The organism is Aromatoleum buckelii, from assembly GCF_012910785.2.
Lineage (GTDB): Bacteria > Pseudomonadota > Gammaproteobacteria > Burkholderiales > Rhodocyclaceae > Aromatoleum > Aromatoleum buckelii.
Map to the genome: position 1 here is coordinate 1 of NZ_WTVH02000007.1, position 14,958 is coordinate 14,958.

Below are 14,958 nucleotides of genomic sequence, written 5' to 3' on the forward strand. Positions count from 1 at the left end.
GTGGCGGACCGGGCGGATACGTCGCAGCGATCCGCGCTGCACAACTGGGCTTCAAGACCGCGTGCGCGGAGTCCAACCCGTATGCTGACCCGAAAGGCGAGCCGCGCCTCGGTGGCACGTGCCTGAACGTCGGCTGCATCCCGTCGAAAGCGCTGCTGCACACCTCGCACTTGTTCGAGGAAGCCGAGCACGCGTTTCCGACCCAGGGCATCAGGCTCGAGGGCAAGGTGAGCATCGACGTGCCGGTGATGATCGGTCGCAAGAACAAGGTCGTCGACCAGCTCACCAGCGGCATCAAAGGCCTGTTCAAGAAGAACAAGGTCACTTTCCTCGCCGGACACGGCAGCTTCGAAGGCAACGGGCCGGCAGGGTATGTCGTCAGGGTCGGCGCGGAAACCGTCGAAGCCAAGCACGTCGTCATCGCGACCGGCTCGAAGCCGCGTCACCTGCCGGGCATTCCGGTCGACAACAGGATCGTCTGTGACAACGTCGGCGCGCTGGACTTCGATTCGGTGCCGAAGAAGCTCGGCGTGATCGGCGCGGGCGTCATCGGCCTCGAGATGGGCTCGGTGTGGCGCCGCCTCGGCGCGGAAGTGACGGTCCTTGAAGCGCTGCCGGACTTCATGCCTTTCGCCGACATGGACGTCGCGAAGGAGGCGCTGAAAGTCTTCACGAAGCAGGGGCTGGACATCCGGACGGGCGTGACGATCGGCGAGACCAAGGTTGGCGCGGACGGCGTGTCGCTTGCCTACACCGGCAAGGACGGCAAGGAAGCGACGCTCGAATGCGACCGACTGATCGTCTCGGTCGGTCGCGTTCCGAACACCGACGGTCTGAACGCGAGCACGGTCGGGCTGGACGTCAGTGATCGTGGCCAGATCGTCGTCGACGGGCACTGCCGCACGAACCTGCCGAATGTCTACGCGGTCGGTGACGTCGTGCGCGGCCCGATGCTTGCACACAAGGCGATGGAAGAGGCGGTGATGGTCGCCGAGATCATCGCCGGGCAGGCCGGTCACGCGAATCTCGACACCGTCCCCGGCGTCATCTACACGTCGCCCGAGATCGCCTGGGTCGGCAAGAGCGAGCAGCAGCTCAAAGCCGAAGGCGTTGCCTACCGCGCCGGAAAGATCCCGTTCATGGCGAACGGGCGCGCGTTGGGTTCCGGCGACCCGACCGGCTTCGTCAAGATGCTCGCCGACGCCAACACCGACCGCATCCTCGGCGTGCACATCATCGGCGCCAATGCGTCGGAGCTGATCTCCGAGGCGGTCGTCGCGATGGAGTTCGGCGGCGCTGCGGAAGACCTGGCGCGCATCTGCCACGCTCACCCGACGCTGTCGGAAGTCGTGCATGAAGCGGCGCTGGCGGTAGACAAGCGGCCGTTGCATTTCTGATCGTCGGCCTGCCGCAAGACAGGGGTGGCGCGGGAATATCCTGGCCACCCCTGATTTCGTTTCGGAACCTCGCCTTTTCAGTGCCTCCATGCCCCATCGTGTTCTCAAAGTCGCCCAGCACGGAATGCTCGATGCCTACGAGGCGCAGCTCAAGGTCCGCGGCTACAAGTCCGACCCCGAGCAGCGCGCCGCGGTGCAGCGCCTGCAGCAGCTCTATACCGACCTGATCGGGTTCAAGGCCGCACGTCGGGGGACGTTGCGCAAGCTCCTCGCCCGGCCGCGGTTGCCACGCAGCGTCTATTTCTGGGGCGGTGTCGGGCGCGGCAAGAGCTTCCTGATGGACTGTTTTTTCGACGCGGTGCCGTACCAGCGCAAGCGCCGCGTGCATTTCCACGCGTTCATGCAGGAAGTGCAGAACGACCTGAAGAACTTCAACGATGCGCCCGATCCGCTGCAGCGCGTCGCCGACCGCATCGCGCGCCAGACGCGGCTGCTGTGCTTCGACGAGTTTCACGTCTCCGACATCGCCGACGCGATGATCCTCGGGCGCCTCCTCGACGCGCTGTTCGCGCGCGGCGTGATCTTCGTCATGACCTCGAACTATCCGCCCGAAGGCCTCTACCCGAACGGGCTGCAGCGCATCAATTTCCTGCCGGCGATCGAGATGATCAAGCGCCGCTTCGACGTCATCGAGGTGGACCATGGCACCGATTACCGCTTGCGCACGCTGGAGAAGATCGAGATTTACCTCGTGCCCGACGACGACGCAGCCGAGCGCAAGATGCGCGAGGATTTCCGCCGCCTGGCCGCGAGCGACGGCGAAACCGGCGCGATCGACCTGCTCGGCCGCCAGCTGCCGGTGGTGCGCCGCGCCCCCGGCGTCATCTGGTTCGACTTCACGACGCTGTGCGGGGGGCCGCGGTCGCAGAACGACTATCTCGAAATCGCCCGCGAGCACCACACCCTGCTGCTCTCCGGCGTGCCGCGCATGAGCGCCGGGAATGCGTCCGAAGCACGGCGCTTCACGTGGCTCGTCGACGTCCTCTACGATCACCGGGTCAAGCTCGTAATGAGCGCCGAAGTCGAGGCGCCCGAGCTGTACACCACCGGCCACAACGCGCACGAATTCGTCCGCACCGTCAGCCGCCTGATGGAAATGCGTAGCCGCGATTACCTTGCCGAGGCCCATCGAACGGAGTGACGTGGACAAACGCGCCCGTCTTTCGCCAGCTTCGAGCGCGCACAATCTGCGGGCGGCTGCTAACATGAGCTGATCATCCGACCCCTTGCGAGTGACATGGACCAGCAAGCCATTACCGCCGCCTACCGTCGCTATGCCCCGGTCTATGACATCCTGTTCGGCCCGGTTTTCGAGCCCGGTCGGCGGCGGCTGGTGCAGGCCTTGAACTGCCGGCCGGGCGAGGAGGTCCTCGAAGTCGGCGTCGGCACCGGCCTGTCGTTGCGCCATTACCCCCGCTACGCCCGCGTCACGGGCATCGATCTTTCCCCCCACATGCTCGCGCGCGCGAGCCTTCAGGTGCAGCGCCATGATCTGCGCAATGTCGCGCTGATGGCGATGGACGTGCAGCGGCTGTCGTTTCCGGATGCGAGCTTCGACAAGGTCAGTGCCCTGTACGTCGCATCGGTGGTTCCCGATCCGGCAGTGATGATGCAGGAACTCGAGCGGGTCTGCCGGCCCGGCGGCGAAGTCGTCGTCGTCAATCATTTCACCCGCAGCAACGGCTTCGCGTCGCGCATCGAGCGCGGCCTCGCGCCGCTCGCGCGTTCGCTCGGGTTCCGGCCGCTGTTTCCGCTCGATGCGTTCATCGGCCTGACGCATCTCGAGCTGACCGAAACCACGCCGGTGAACGCGTTCGGATACTGGACGCTGCTGCGTTTTCGCAATCGCGCCTGAGCCGGGGGCGGCAGGCGATCGTTAACGACGGTTGACGCCATTCGTAGGCCGCTGGCGTAATGCCAATCGCCCGTCATCGAGCGATCGGCCGCCGGCTGGGGCGCTCGTGGTGAAGCGGCCGGCAGCGAAAGCCGTCGTGCGCCATCCACAGGTGATAGCATTGCCGACTGCTCCTGTTTTGCGCCATGCCAGATCTCGATTCCGCCTTTTCTCCCGATGGACTGCTTGCCGCGGCAGTGCCGTCGTTCCGGCCGCGCCCGCAACAGCTCGAGATGGCGCGCCGCATTGCCGAAGCCCTGCAGGAAAACCGCGTCCTCGTCGCCGAAGCCGGCACCGGCACCGGCAAGACATTCGCATATCTGGTGCCGGCGCTCCTGTCCGGCGGCAAGGTGATCCTGTCGACCGGCACGAAGACGCTGCAGGATCAGCTCTTCAATCGCGACCTGCCGACCGTGCGTGCCGCGCTGAAAGTGCCTGTCACCGTGGCGCTGCTGAAAGGGCGCGCGAATTACGTCTGCCCGTACCACCTCGAACGCAATTCGCAGGATGGCCGCTTCCTCACGGCGCAGGATGCGGCCGACCTGCGCGCGATCGCGCGGTTCGCGAAAACGACGCACAGCGGTGACAAGGCCGAATGCACGGACGTGCGCGAAGACTCGGCGGCGTGGCTGGCAGCGACTTCCACGCGCGACAACTGTCTCGGCCAGGAATGCCCGAACGTCAGCGAATGCTTCGTGCTTTCGGCGCGGCGTGCGGCGATGGACGCCGATGTCGTGGTCGTCAATCACCACCTGTTCTTCGCCGACGTGATGCTGCGCGACGAAGGCATGGGGGAGCTGCTGCCGGCGTGCAACGCAGTGATTTTCGACGAAGCGCACCAGCTGCCGGAAACCGCCAGCCTGTTCTTCGGCGAGAACGTGTCGACCGCGCAGCTCCTCGAACTCGCGCGCGACACGCGCTCCGAAACCCTCGCCGGCGCGCGTGACTGTCGCGAACTGATCGACGCGAGCCGGGCGCTGGAGAAGGCCGCGCGCGACCTGCGCCTCGTGTTCGGTCCCGAGCCTGCGCGCCTGTCGGCCGTGCAGGCCGCCGCGCTGCCGCAGTTCGACGATGCGCTGAAGGCGCTCGACGACGAACTGGGCCGCTTCGCCACGATCCTCGGCACGCAGGCCGAGCGCTCGGAAGGGCTCGCGAACTGCCTGCGCCGCACCGACGAAATCCGGCAACGCCTCGGGCGCTGGCGCACACCCGATTCGACCGAGCTGATCCGCTGGGTCGAAGTGTTCACCCAGTCGGCCGCGCTGAACGCGACGCCGCTGCACGTGTCGCAGGTGTTCCGCCGTCAGCTCGAAAGCCATCCGCGAGCGTGGGTCTTCACTTCGGCGACTCTCGCGGTCGGCAACGATTTCGGCCATTACTGCGACGAACTCGGGCTGTCGTGGCTCGAGCCGCCGCCGTTGACCGAAGTGTGGGGCAGTCCGTTCGACTACGCCGAGCAGGCCTTGCTGTATGCGCCGGCCGGCCTGCCGGACCCGAACCATCCGGACTATGTCGAAGCCGTCGCGCGGACCGCGCTGCCGCTGATACGGGCGGCGCGGGGACGGACGTTCGTGCTGTGCACCTCGCTGCGCGCGATGCGGCGCATCCATGGGCAGCTTGCCGACGGCCTCGAGCGTGCCGGCGACAAGCTGCCGATGCTGCTGCAGGGTGAAGGCTCGCGTACGGAACTGCTCGAACGTTTCCGCCGGCTCGGCAACGCGGTGCTGGTCGCGAGCCAGAGCTTCTGGGAAGGCGTCGACGTGCCGGGCGACGCGCTGTCGCTGGTCGTCATCGACAAGCTGCCGTTCGCGCCGCCGGACGATCCGGTGCTCGCGGCACGCGTCGAGCACCTGCAGAAGAGCGGGCGCAACCCGTTCATGCATTATCAGTTGCCGCGCGCGGTGATCAACATGAAGCAGGGCGCCGGCCGCCTGATCCGCAGCGAACGCGACCGCGGCGTGCTGTGCATCTGCGACCCGCGGATGATCGGCAAGCCCTATGGCAAGGTCATCTGGCGCAGCCTGCCGCCGATGCGTCGCACCCGCGTCGAGGCCGAGGCAGTTGCGTTTCTCGAACAACTCGCGCCACCCCCGGCAATGTGAGCCGGAAGATAGCGCACACGATGGAGACACCGATGAGCACAGCCGTCGACGCCGGGCTCGACCCGTTGCTGCGCGCATTGTCCGAGGGCGATGGCCTGGACGTCGCCGAACGCCTCAATCGCGGTTGCCAGTGCGTCTCGCTCGACCACGAGCGCCTGCGCGGCGAACTCGAACGGGACGCGCGCGACGGCGCACTCCTGTCGATGATCGTCTCGACCCGCCCGCACCTGTTTGCCGATTCGGTCGCCTTCGTCGCGGCGCATCACCAAGCGCGCATGGCGCAGATCATCGCCGCAGTCGAGCGCGTGGTCGCGCTGCCCGGCTGGGAGGCGCTCGCGTTCGATCACGCGCCGGCGGCCGCGAAGCTGCCGACCGCGGCAGCGGGCGTGTTTCTCGGCTACGACTTTCACCTCGGGCCGGAAGGGCCGCAGCTCATCGAGATCAACACCAACGCAGGCGGCGCGCTGCTCAATGTTGCGCTGGCCCGCGCCCAGCGCGCGTGCTGTGCCGAGGTCGCACCGCTTGAAGCGGCCGTCGCCGCGGGCGGGCCGAACGATCCGGAAGCCGCGTTCATCGATATGTTCCGCAACGAATGGCGCGCGATGCGCGGTGAACAGGCGCTGCGCACGGTCGTGATCGTCGACCGCGAACCGCAGTCCCAGTACCTGCTGCCTGAATTCGTGCTGTTCCAGCGCCTGTTCGAACGCCACGGGCTCGCTGCGTACATCTGCGATCCGGCCGAGCTCGAATTCGCAGACGGGCGCCTGTGGCTCGGTGAAACCGTCGTCGATCTGGTTTATAACCGCCTCACCGACTTTGCGTTGAGCGAGCCGGAAAGCGCGTCGCTTGCCCGCGCGTGGGCAGCCCAGGCAGCGGTGATCACCCCACACCCGCGCGCCCATGCCCTATACGCCGACAAGCGCAATCTGGCGCTGCTCGCCGACGACGCGGTGCTGCGGGGGATTGGCGTCGATGGCGGCACGCGCGCTGTGCTCGCCGCCGGCATCCCGGCCACGCGCCAGGTCCGGGCGGAGGACGCCGAAGCGTTGTGGCGTGACCGCCGGGAACTGTTCTTCAAGCCCGCTTCGGGGTTCGGCAGCCGGGCCACGTATCGCGGGGACAAGCTGACGCGCCGGGTGTTCGACGAAATCCTCGCCGGCGACTACATCGCACAGCGACTCGTGCCCCCCAGCGCGCGGCGCCTGTCAGTCGGGGGTACGGCGACCGACTTGAAGATGGACCTGCGAAATTACGTGTACCGCGGCAGCGTGCAACTCCTTGTTGCGCGGCTGTATCGTGGCCAGACGACGAATTTCCGCACGCCGGGCGGCGGCTTCGCCGCGGTGGTGGCGCTTCCCTGCGCACAATCCTGAGCATGTTGTATGCTCCTCAACATTTGAATCGAGCGAATCACTGATGATCGTATTCGGCATCGCTGGCTGGTCCGGTTGTGGCAAGACCACGCTGATCGAAAAGCTCATTCCCGAGTTCACCGCACGCGGGATCTCGGTTTCCGTCATCAAGCACGCCCACCACGGCTTCGACCTCGACCGCCCGGGCAAGGACTCGTTTCGCCACCGCGAGGCGGGAGCCAGCCAGGTGCTGATGTTGTCGAACGATCGCTGGGTGCTGATGCACGAGCTTCGTGGTGCGCCCGAGCCGACGCTCGAAGAGCAGTTGCGTCTGTTGTCGCCGTGCGACGTCGTGCTGATCGAGGGGTACAAGGCCGCCGCCGTGCCGAAGATCGAAGTGCATCGTCCGGCGCATGGAAAGCCGCCGCTGTGGACCGACAATCCCCACGTCGTCGCGGTCGCGACCAACGCCGGGATCGATTGTCCGCTGCCGACGCTCGCGCTCGACGACGGCGCGGCGATTGCCGAATTCATTCTCGCTCACTCACGTCTAGCCACGTAAATCATGAACGCCAATATGCTCTCCTTCGACGAAGCGCTCGAAATGCTGACCCGCAAGACCCAGCCGATCCGCGAAATCGACATGGCCGACACCTTCGTCGCGCAGGGTAGGGTTCTCGCCGCCGATCTGCATTCGCCAGTTTCGGTGCCTGCGCTCGACACCTCGACGATGGACGGCTACGCGCTGCGCGCGGCCGACGTTACGGCCCCGGGAGTGTCCCTCGCGGTGTCGCAGCGGATTCCCGCGGGCAGCGTCGGCCATCCGCTTCAACCGGGCACCGCCGCGCGCATCTTCACCGGAGCGCCGCTGCCCGCCGGCGCCGACGTCGTGGTGATGCAGGAGATGTGCGAGCACCAGGGCGAGGCAGTGGTGATCAACCATCAACCCCGCGCCGGCGAGGCGGTAAGACTAGCGGGCAGCGAGATCGCCCGGGGTGATACGGTGCTGGAGGCAGGCACGCGGCTGCGCCCGCAGGAACTCGGACTCGCCGCCTCGGTCGGCATCGCGCAGCTGCCGGTCGTACGACGGATGCGCGTCGCGCTGTTTTCCACCGGCGACGAACTGGTCATGCCGGGCGAACCGCTGCCACCGGGTGGCGTATATAACTCCAACCGCTTCCAGCTGCGTGCGCTGCTGCTGCAGCTCGGTTGCGAAGTCACCGATTTCGGCATCGTGCCGGACCGTCTCGAGGCAACGCGCGCAGTGTTGCGCGATGCCGCGCAAGGACACGAGCTGATCCTCACGAGCGGCGGCGTCTCGGTCGGCGAAGAAGATCACGTGAAGCCCGCAGTCGAGGCCGAAGGCTCGCTCGACCTGTGGAAGATCGCTATGAAACCGGGCAAGCCCCTCGCATACGGGCGCGTCGGAGCCGCCGCGTTCATCGGCCTGCCGGGAAACCCGGTGTCGAGCTTCGTGACCTTTCTGATGATGGTGCGGCCTTTCATCCTCGCGACGCAGGGGGCAAGCACACTGATACCCCGGGGCGTCGCGTTGCGGGCGGATTTCGACTGGCCGCGGCCGGATCGCCGCCGCGAGTTCCTGCGTGCGCGCTTCAACGACACGGGAGGCATCGAGCTGTATGCTCACCAGGGTGCTGCAGCGCTGTCGTCGATCGTGTGGGCCGACGGGCTCGTCGATGTGCCGGCCGACACGCCGATCGCGCGCGGCGAGACGGTCCGCTTTCTGCCTTACGGCGAGTTGTTATACTGAAATCATGAACATCAAAATCCTTTATTTCGCGTCGCTCAGGGACACGGTCGGGCGTGCCGAAGAATCGTTCGTGCTGCCCTCTGGAGTCGCCACGGTCGGCGATCTGCGCGCTTTCCTTGCCGAGCGGGGCGACAAGTGGGACGCGCTCGCAGAAGGGCGCAATGTACGCGCCGCCCGCAATCAGCGCATGGCGAACCCGACTGACCCGGTCGGACCCGGCGACGAAATCGCATTCTTTCCGCCCGTCACCGGAGGCTGAAACATGTCGGTAAGCGTCCAGCAAGCAGATTTCGATGTCGGTGCCGAAATTGCCGCGCTGTCGCAGGGGCGCCCCGAAGTCGGGGCCGTGGCGAGCTTTGTCGGGCTGGTGCGGGATGTCAGCGCCGGTGCCGAAGTCGCGGCGATGACCCTCGAGCACTATCCGGGAATGACCGAGCGCTCGCTCGAAGACATCGTCGGCGAAGCCCGCCGGCGCTGGCAACTCGATGGCGTCCGTGTGATCCATCGCTATGGCAGGCTCGAGCCGGGAGACCGCATCGTCTTCGTCGGCGTCGCCGGGGCCCACCGTGGCGAGGCGTTCGCCGCATGCGAATTTGTCATGGACTATCTGAAGACCCGCGCGCCATTCTGGAAGTTGGAGGAAACACCCGAAGGTGCGCATTGGGTCGATGCGCGGGACAGCGACGACAGCGCAGCGGCGCGCTGGGATACGGAGTCCGAGCCGCGCCCGGGGGACTGACCCGCCTGCGCCTTCGCGGCGGGAAGGAGGCCGCAGGTGGAGTCTGAAAATAGCGGAGAAACGGCGGGAAAACGGCGGTAAAACGACGGAGAAACGGCGCCCATGGGCGCCGTTGTCGCAAAACGGCCCGGCCTTACTTCTTGGTCTTGGTGGTAACCGGTTGTGTGAACATCTGGAACGCTTCGGACGAAGCCCGCGTCATCTGCTCGAAGGCCGAGCGCGTCGTGTCCATTGCGGTCTGGAGCGCGGTCATCGCATTCTGGTCGGTGATCGGCATGCCGGTGAACATCTTCTGCATCGCCTCGAACATGTCCTTGCCGCCGGTGGACAGTTGTTCGCCGACGAGCTTTCCGACTTCGGCCTGGGTGCGGTTCGTCAGTTCCGCCATTTCACGTGCGCAGGACAGCATCTTTTCCGTCGTGCTCTGCGCGTACTGGGTGCGCAGTTCGATCGCCTGTTTCGGATCCTTGACGCTGGATAGCGCCTTGGCGTTCTCCACCCCCTCTTCGAACAGACTCTTCGCCACTGCAACCTGCAGTTCCATGATGCGCTGCGAGTTTTCGATCGACATCTGCGCCAGACGCACCGCCGCTTCGAGATTTTTCTTCTGAAGCTCGTTGATCTGGTCCTGTTTGGTTGCCATATTCCTTCTCCACGCGCAAAGTTTGAACACTGGAACTACCAAGCGCTGCGGGCGCCGTACGTGCGCCGCCGTTCCCTCGCCCCGGTATCCGGATATATTACAGGAGGATGGAGTCGGCGTAATACCGCACTGCCTGTACCCGTTGCACTGCAACTGCAGCAACAGTCGCCCGCACGCTTCCCTCTGGCATTGGCTGGACGTGGTTACCGGTTTCGGCAAACCGTTGACTTTGTTGTCCGTGCCCCCATCTTCGATGGCAATCCACTCAGAACAGGAACGCCCACCATGCGCTTCGACAAGCTCACGACGAAGTTCCAGCAGGCTCTCTCGGATGCCCAGAGCATCGCAGTCGGCAACGACCAGCAGTTTATCGAACCCCAGCACCTGCTGCTGGCGATGCTCGGCCAGGAGGATGCCGGCATCGTCTCGCTGCTGCAGCGTGCCGGCGTCAACGTGCCGCCGCTCAAGGCTGCGCTCGACAAGGCGCTGACGCGGCTGCCGAAGGTCGAAGGGCACGGCGGCGAGGTGCAGATCGGGCGCGATCTTTCGAATCTCCTGAATATCGCCGATCGCGAAGCGCAGAAGCGCGGCGACCAGTTCATCGCCAGTGAGATGTTTCTGCTCGCGCTCGCCGAGGACAAGGGCGAGACCGGGCGGCTGCTGAAGGAGCACGGCCTGTCGCGCAAGCCGCTCGAAGCGGCGATCACCGCGGTGCGAGGCGGCTCCGGCGTCGGCAGCCAGGATGCCGAAGGGCAGCGCGAAGCGCTCAATAAATACTGTCTCGACCTCACCGATCGCGCGCGAGCAGGCAAGCTCGACCCGGTGATCGGCCGCGACGACGAGATCCGCCGCGCGATCCAGATCCTGCAGCGCCGCACGAAGAACAATCCGGTGCTGATCGGCGAGCCGGGGGTCGGCAAGACCGCGATCGTCGAAGGCCTGGCGCAGCGCATCGTCAATGACGAGGTGCCCGAGACGCTGAAGGGCAAGCGCGTGCTGTCGCTCGACATGGCGGCGCTGCTGGCGGGGGCGAAATACCGGGGCGAATTCGAGGAACGGCTCAAGGCCGTGCTGAAGGAGATCGCGCAGGAAGAAGGGCGGATCATCGTCTTCATCGACGAGCTGCACACGATGGTCGGCGCCGGCAAGGCCGAAGGCGCGATCGACGCCGGCAACATGCTGAAGCCGGCGCTTGCGCGCGGCGAGCTGCACTGCATCGGCGCGACGACGCTCGACGAATATCGCAAGTACATCGAAAAGGACGCTGCGCTCGAACGGCGCTTCCAGAAAGTGCTGGTGGACGAGCCGAGCGTGGAGTCGACGATCGCGATCCTGCGCGGCCTGCAGGAAAAATACGAACTGCACCACGGCGTCGACATCACCGACCCGGCGATCGTCGCCGCGGCGGAGCTGTCGCATCGCTACATCACCGACCGGTTCCTGCCCGACAAGGCGATCGACCTGATCGACGAGGCCGCGGCGCGAATCAAGATGGAGATCGACTCGAAGCCGGAAGTCATGGACAAGCTCGAGCGTCGCCTGATCCAGCTCAAGATCGAGCAGGAAGCGGTGAAGCGGGAAACCGACGAGGCGTCGCAGAAACGTCTCGTGCTGATCCGCGACGAGATCGACAAGCTCGAGCGCGAATACGCGAACCTCGACGAGATCTGGCGCTCGGAGAAAGCGAGCGTGCAGGGCAGCCAGCACATCAAGGAAGAGATCGAGGCGCTGCGCACGCAGATGGCCGAGATGCAGAGGAAGGGTCAGTATGACAAGCTCGCGGAGCTGCAATACGGCAAGCTCCCGCAGCTCGAGGCGCAGCTGAAAGCGGCCGAATCGGCCGGCAGCGGCGAGCGCAAGTTCAAGCTGTTGCGTACCGAGGTCGGTACCGAGGAGATCGCCGAAGTCGTGTCACGGGCGACCGGAATCCCGGTCAGCAAAATGATGCAGGGCGAGCGCGAGAAATTGCTGAAGATGGAAGAGCGGCTGCACCAGCGCGTCGTCGGCCAGGACGAAGCGGTACGGCTCGTCGCGGATGCGATCCGCCGCTCGCGCGCCGGCCTCTCGGACGAGAACCGCCCGTACGGCTCGTTTCTGTTCCTGGGCCCGACCGGCGTCGGCAAGACTGAACTGTGCAAGACGCTCGCCGAGTTCCTGTTCGATTCGGAAGAGCACCTGATCCGCATCGACATGAGCGAGTTCATGGAAAAGCACTCGGTTGCCCGCCTCATCGGCGCCCCGCCGGGCTATGTGGGCTATGAGGAAGGCGGCTACCTGACCGAGCAGGTGCGCCGCAAGCCCTACAGCGTGATCCTCTTCGACGAGGTGGAGAAGGCGCACCCGGACGTGTTCAACGTGCTGCTGCAGGTGCTCGACGACGGCCGCATGACAGACGGGCAGGGCCGCACCGTCGACTTCAAGAACACCGTCATCGTCATGACATCGAACCTCGGCAGCCAGATGATCCAGCAAATGGCAGGCGATGATTATCAAGTCATCAAGCTTGCCGTGATGGCCGAAGTCAAGACCTACTTCCGTCCGGAGTTCGTCAACCGCATCGACGAGGTTGTCGTGTTCCACGCGCTCGACGAGAAGCACATCGCGAGCATCGCGCGCATCCAGCTCCAGTACCTCGACAAGCGGCTGGCGCGGCTGGATATGTCGATGGAGGTGTCGGACGCGGCGCTCGCGGAGCTTGCGTCGGCCGGCTTCGATCCGGTGTTCGGGGCGCGCCCGCTCAAGCGCGCGATCCAGGAGCGCATCGAAAATCCACTTGCGAAGGCGATCCTGGAAGGACAGTTCGGCGCAAAGGACAAGGTGCTCGTCGATGTCGAAGGCGGCCGGATAGTCTTTGCGAAGGGCGACTGACAAAACGCAGTGCTCTCGTATCGGCGGGCGGCGGGGTTTTCTCGTCGCCCGCCGGCGCCGTTCCGGGAAGGACAGATTTCCGGCATTCATCACCGGTAGGCCGCCACGCCGGCCGCCGCGGTGGCCTGCTGCCCGCGGCGATGCGATAATGCCGCCTTTGCGTTTTCGGCGCAGGCCGAACGCCCTTCCCCTGGTTTCCACGGAAAAACACGATGTTTGATGCAGTCCGCAACAACAAGCGCATCGCCCAAATCATCCTGGCGCTGCTGATCGTCCCGTTCGCTTTCTTCGGGCTCGATTCATACTTTACCGACGGGCCCGGCGGGAACGAGGTGGCCACGGTGGGCGGGTCGAAAATATCGACGAATGAATTCGACCAGGCGCTGCGCGATCAGCAGGACCGGTTGCGTCAGTCGATGGGCGGACAGGTCGATAGGGCGATGCTCGAATCGGAAGCAATGCGCCGGTCGGTGGTGGAGAACCTCGTCAATCAGCGCCTGCTCGCCATGCACGCTGCGGACAGCAGCCTCGTCGTGACGCAGCAGCAGCTGCAGCAGGTCATCGCGACGGTGCCGGCGTTCCAGGAGGACGGACGTTTTTCGCTCGAGCGTTACGAGGCCGCGGTGCGGGCGCAGGGGATGACGCCGGCGATGTTCGAGGCGCGACTCGGGCAGGACCTGCGCGTCCAGCAGATCGCCTTGGCGGTCGGTCAATCCGCTTTCACGGCGCAGGCGTCTGTGCAGCGCTTCCTCGAGGCACAGCTCGAAGAACGCAAAGTCAGCGAACTGAAGTTCTTACCCGACGCGTTTCTTGCCCAGGTCGAGCTCCCGGACGATGCAGCGAAGAAATATTACGATGCGAACCCGGAGCGTTTCGAACGCCCGGCGCGGTTGCGCGCCGAGTATCTCGTCTTCGACGAAAACGCGCTGCTGAACCAGGTTTCGGTGTCCGACGATGAAATCCGCAAGTTCTACGAGGCGAATACTGCACGCTTCGGCCAGCCGGAAGAGCGCAACGCACGCCATATCCTGATCGAGGCGGCGGCCGATGCGCCGGCCGAAGAGGTTGCGAAGGCAAGTGAAAAGGCGGCGGCGCTGCTCGCGCAGGTGCGTGCGAACCCGGAGCGCTTCGCAGAATTGGCGAAGGCCGAGTCGCAGGATCCCGGGTCCGCCGCGGGTGGGGGCGAACTGGGTTTCTTCGGCCGCGGGGCGATGGTCAAGCCGTTCGAGGACGCCGTGTTCAGCCTCGAAAAAGGCCAGATCAGCGACGTGGTCCGCTCGGATTTCGGTTTTCACATCATCCAGGTCGTCGACATCAAGCCCGCGAAAGCCCGTCCGTTCGAAGAAGTCCGCGACGAGATTGCCGAGGAGCTGAAGCGACAGGCGGCAAGCCGCCGCTTCGCCGAGCAGGCCGAGCATTTCGCCAACCTCGTCTACGAGCAGGCGGACAGCCTGCAACCGGCCGCGGAGGCGCTGGGCCTCGAGATTCGCCAGACGGACTGGATCTCCCGCGAGGAAGGATCGATCGGCGGGTTCAAGAACGAAAAACTCCTCAATGGGCTGTTTTCGGACGAAGCGGTGAAGAACGGCCGTAACGTCGAGGCGGTGGAGGTGTCGCGCGGCACGCTCGTCTCGGCGCGGGTGCGCGATTTCGAAGCGGCGCAGCGACTGCCGTTCGACGAGGTCAAGGCCTCGATCGAGAAGCAGCTGCGTGCCGAGGAGGCGAGCAAACTCGCCGTCACTCGCGGTGAAGCTGCGCTGGCGGCGCTCGCGAAAGGTGAGCAGGCGAGCGGGGCGTGGAGCGAAGCGCGCGTGGTGCGCCGGGGAAGTCCGGAACTCGCTCCGGCGGCGATCGATGCGGTGTTCGGGGCCGCGGAGAGCAAGCTGCCGGCGTACGCCGGGGTCGCGATGCCGGAAGGCGGGTATTCGGTATTCCGCATCGAGAGCGTGACGCGCCCGGAACTCGCAAAGGACGATCCGCGCCTGCAGGCGGTGTCGCAGCAGTACCAGCGGCTGATCGCGGAGCGCGACTTCAACGCTTTCCTCGCGTCGCTGCGGGAGCGGTACGAGGTTGAAATCAACGAAGCGGCGCTGCGGACGGCACAGCAGCCGTAACGGCAGGAGAGCCCTTTC

At 65.6% G+C, this 14,958-nt stretch carries 12 protein-coding genes; 11 read left to right on the forward strand and 1 reads right to left on the reverse strand.

Annotation, left to right across the window (positions count from 1 at the left end; genetic code table 11):
- From lpdA to moaE, 9 genes are all read left to right on the forward strand, one after another.
- On the forward strand, window positions 1-1,397 hold a 1,397-nt coding region (gene lpdA, locus GO608_RS01710), incomplete at its 5' end, for a dihydrolipoyl dehydrogenase (RefSeq protein ID WP_247002757.1).
- An 88-nt stretch (window positions 1,398-1,485) separates the two neighbouring features.
- Window positions 1,486-2,598, forward strand: a complete 1,113-nt coding sequence (gene zapE / locus GO608_RS01715) for a cell division protein ZapE (RefSeq protein WP_169199174.1) — start codon at window positions 1,486-1,488, stop codon at window positions 2,596-2,598.
- 96 nt (window positions 2,599-2,694) lie between these two features.
- Window positions 2,695-3,312: a class I SAM-dependent methyltransferase gene (locus GO608_RS01720; protein WP_169199173.1), complete on the forward strand. Its 618-nt coding sequence runs from the start codon at window positions 2,695-2,697 to the stop codon at window positions 3,310-3,312.
- 185 nt (window positions 3,313-3,497) lie between these two features.
- Window positions 3,498-5,453 (forward strand): DNA repair helicase YoaA, encoded by a 1,956-nt coding sequence (yoaA, locus tag GO608_RS01725; RefSeq protein WP_169199172.1) that lies wholly within the window; start codon window positions 3,498-3,500, stop codon window positions 5,451-5,453.
- 32 nt (window positions 5,454-5,485) lie between these two features.
- The gene (locus GO608_RS01730) at window positions 5,486-6,826 is read left to right on the forward strand and encodes a hypothetical protein (protein WP_247002759.1); all 1,341 of its coding nucleotides are present in this window, start codon (window positions 5,486-5,488) and stop codon (window positions 6,824-6,826) included.
- Between the two features lie 43 nt (window positions 6,827-6,869).
- Complete coding sequence (mobB, locus tag GO608_RS01735; protein ID WP_169199170.1) at window positions 6,870-7,367, forward strand: molybdopterin-guanine dinucleotide biosynthesis protein B; 498 nt, start codon at window positions 6,870-6,872, stop codon at window positions 7,365-7,367.
- Window positions 7,368-7,370: 3 nt separating this feature from the next.
- Window positions 7,371-8,576, forward strand: a complete 1,206-nt coding sequence (locus GO608_RS01740; RefSeq protein ID WP_169199169.1) for a molybdopterin molybdotransferase MoeA — start codon at window positions 7,371-7,373, stop codon at window positions 8,574-8,576.
- A 4-nt stretch (window positions 8,577-8,580) separates the two neighbouring features.
- Entirely contained in the window at window positions 8,581-8,835 is a 255-nt protein-coding gene (gene moaD / locus GO608_RS01745; protein WP_169199168.1) for a molybdopterin converting factor subunit 1, read from the forward strand.
- A 3-nt stretch (window positions 8,836-8,838) separates the two neighbouring features.
- Window positions 8,839-9,315 carry a molybdopterin synthase catalytic subunit MoaE gene (gene moaE / locus GO608_RS01750; protein WP_169199167.1) on the forward strand — a complete coding sequence of 159 codons (477 nt, stop codon included), beginning with the start codon at window positions 8,839-8,841 and terminating at the stop codon, window positions 9,313-9,315.
- Between the two features lie 133 nt (window positions 9,316-9,448).
- On the opposite strand, the gene GO608_RS01755 is transcribed toward moaE, so the two are convergent.
- Complete coding sequence (locus tag GO608_RS01755; protein WP_169199166.1) at window positions 9,449-9,958, reverse strand: phasin family protein; 510 nt, start codon at window positions 9,956-9,958, stop codon at window positions 9,449-9,451.
- A 285-nt stretch (window positions 9,959-10,243) separates the two neighbouring features.
- Here GO608_RS01755 and clpB point away from each other — a divergent pair, with 285 nt between their 5' ends.
- A complete protein-coding gene (clpB, locus tag GO608_RS01760; RefSeq protein ID WP_169199165.1) occupies window positions 10,244-12,826 on the forward strand; it encodes an ATP-dependent chaperone ClpB in 2,583 nt (860 codons plus the stop codon).
- 212 nt (window positions 12,827-13,038) lie between these two features.
- Window positions 13,039-14,940, forward strand: coding sequence for a SurA N-terminal domain-containing protein (locus tag GO608_RS01765; protein ID WP_169199164.1), 1,902 nt, complete (start codon window positions 13,039-13,041; stop codon window positions 14,938-14,940).
- Window positions 14,941-14,958 lie beyond the last annotated feature (18 nt).

Coding starts and splice junctions, on each gene's coding strand:
- zapE (WP_169199174.1), top strand. CDS start 1,486: ATGCCCCATCGTGTTCTCAAAGTCGCCCAGCACGGAATGCTCGATGCC.
- GO608_RS01720 (WP_169199173.1), top strand. CDS start 2,695: ATGGACCAGCAAGCCATTACCGCCGCCTACCGTCGCTATGCCCCGGTC.
- yoaA (WP_169199172.1), top strand. CDS start 3,498: ATGCCAGATCTCGATTCCGCCTTTTCTCCCGATGGACTGCTTGCCGCG.
- GO608_RS01730 (WP_247002759.1), top strand. CDS start 5,486: ATGAGCACAGCCGTCGACGCCGGGCTCGACCCGTTGCTGCGCGCATTG.
- mobB (WP_169199170.1), top strand. CDS start 6,870: ATGATCGTATTCGGCATCGCTGGCTGGTCCGGTTGTGGCAAGACCACG.
- GO608_RS01740 (WP_169199169.1), top strand. CDS start 7,371: ATGAACGCCAATATGCTCTCCTTCGACGAAGCGCTCGAAATGCTGACC.
- moaD (WP_169199168.1), top strand. CDS start 8,581: ATGAACATCAAAATCCTTTATTTCGCGTCGCTCAGGGACACGGTCGGG.
- moaE (WP_169199167.1), top strand. CDS start 8,839: ATGTCGGTAAGCGTCCAGCAAGCAGATTTCGATGTCGGTGCCGAAATT.
- GO608_RS01755 (WP_169199166.1), bottom strand. CDS start 9,958: ATGGCAACCAAACAGGACCAGATCAACGAGCTTCAGAAGAAAAATCTC.
- clpB (WP_169199165.1), top strand. CDS start 10,244: ATGCGCTTCGACAAGCTCACGACGAAGTTCCAGCAGGCTCTCTCGGAT.
- GO608_RS01765 (WP_169199164.1), top strand. CDS start 13,039: ATGTTTGATGCAGTCCGCAACAACAAGCGCATCGCCCAAATCATCCTG.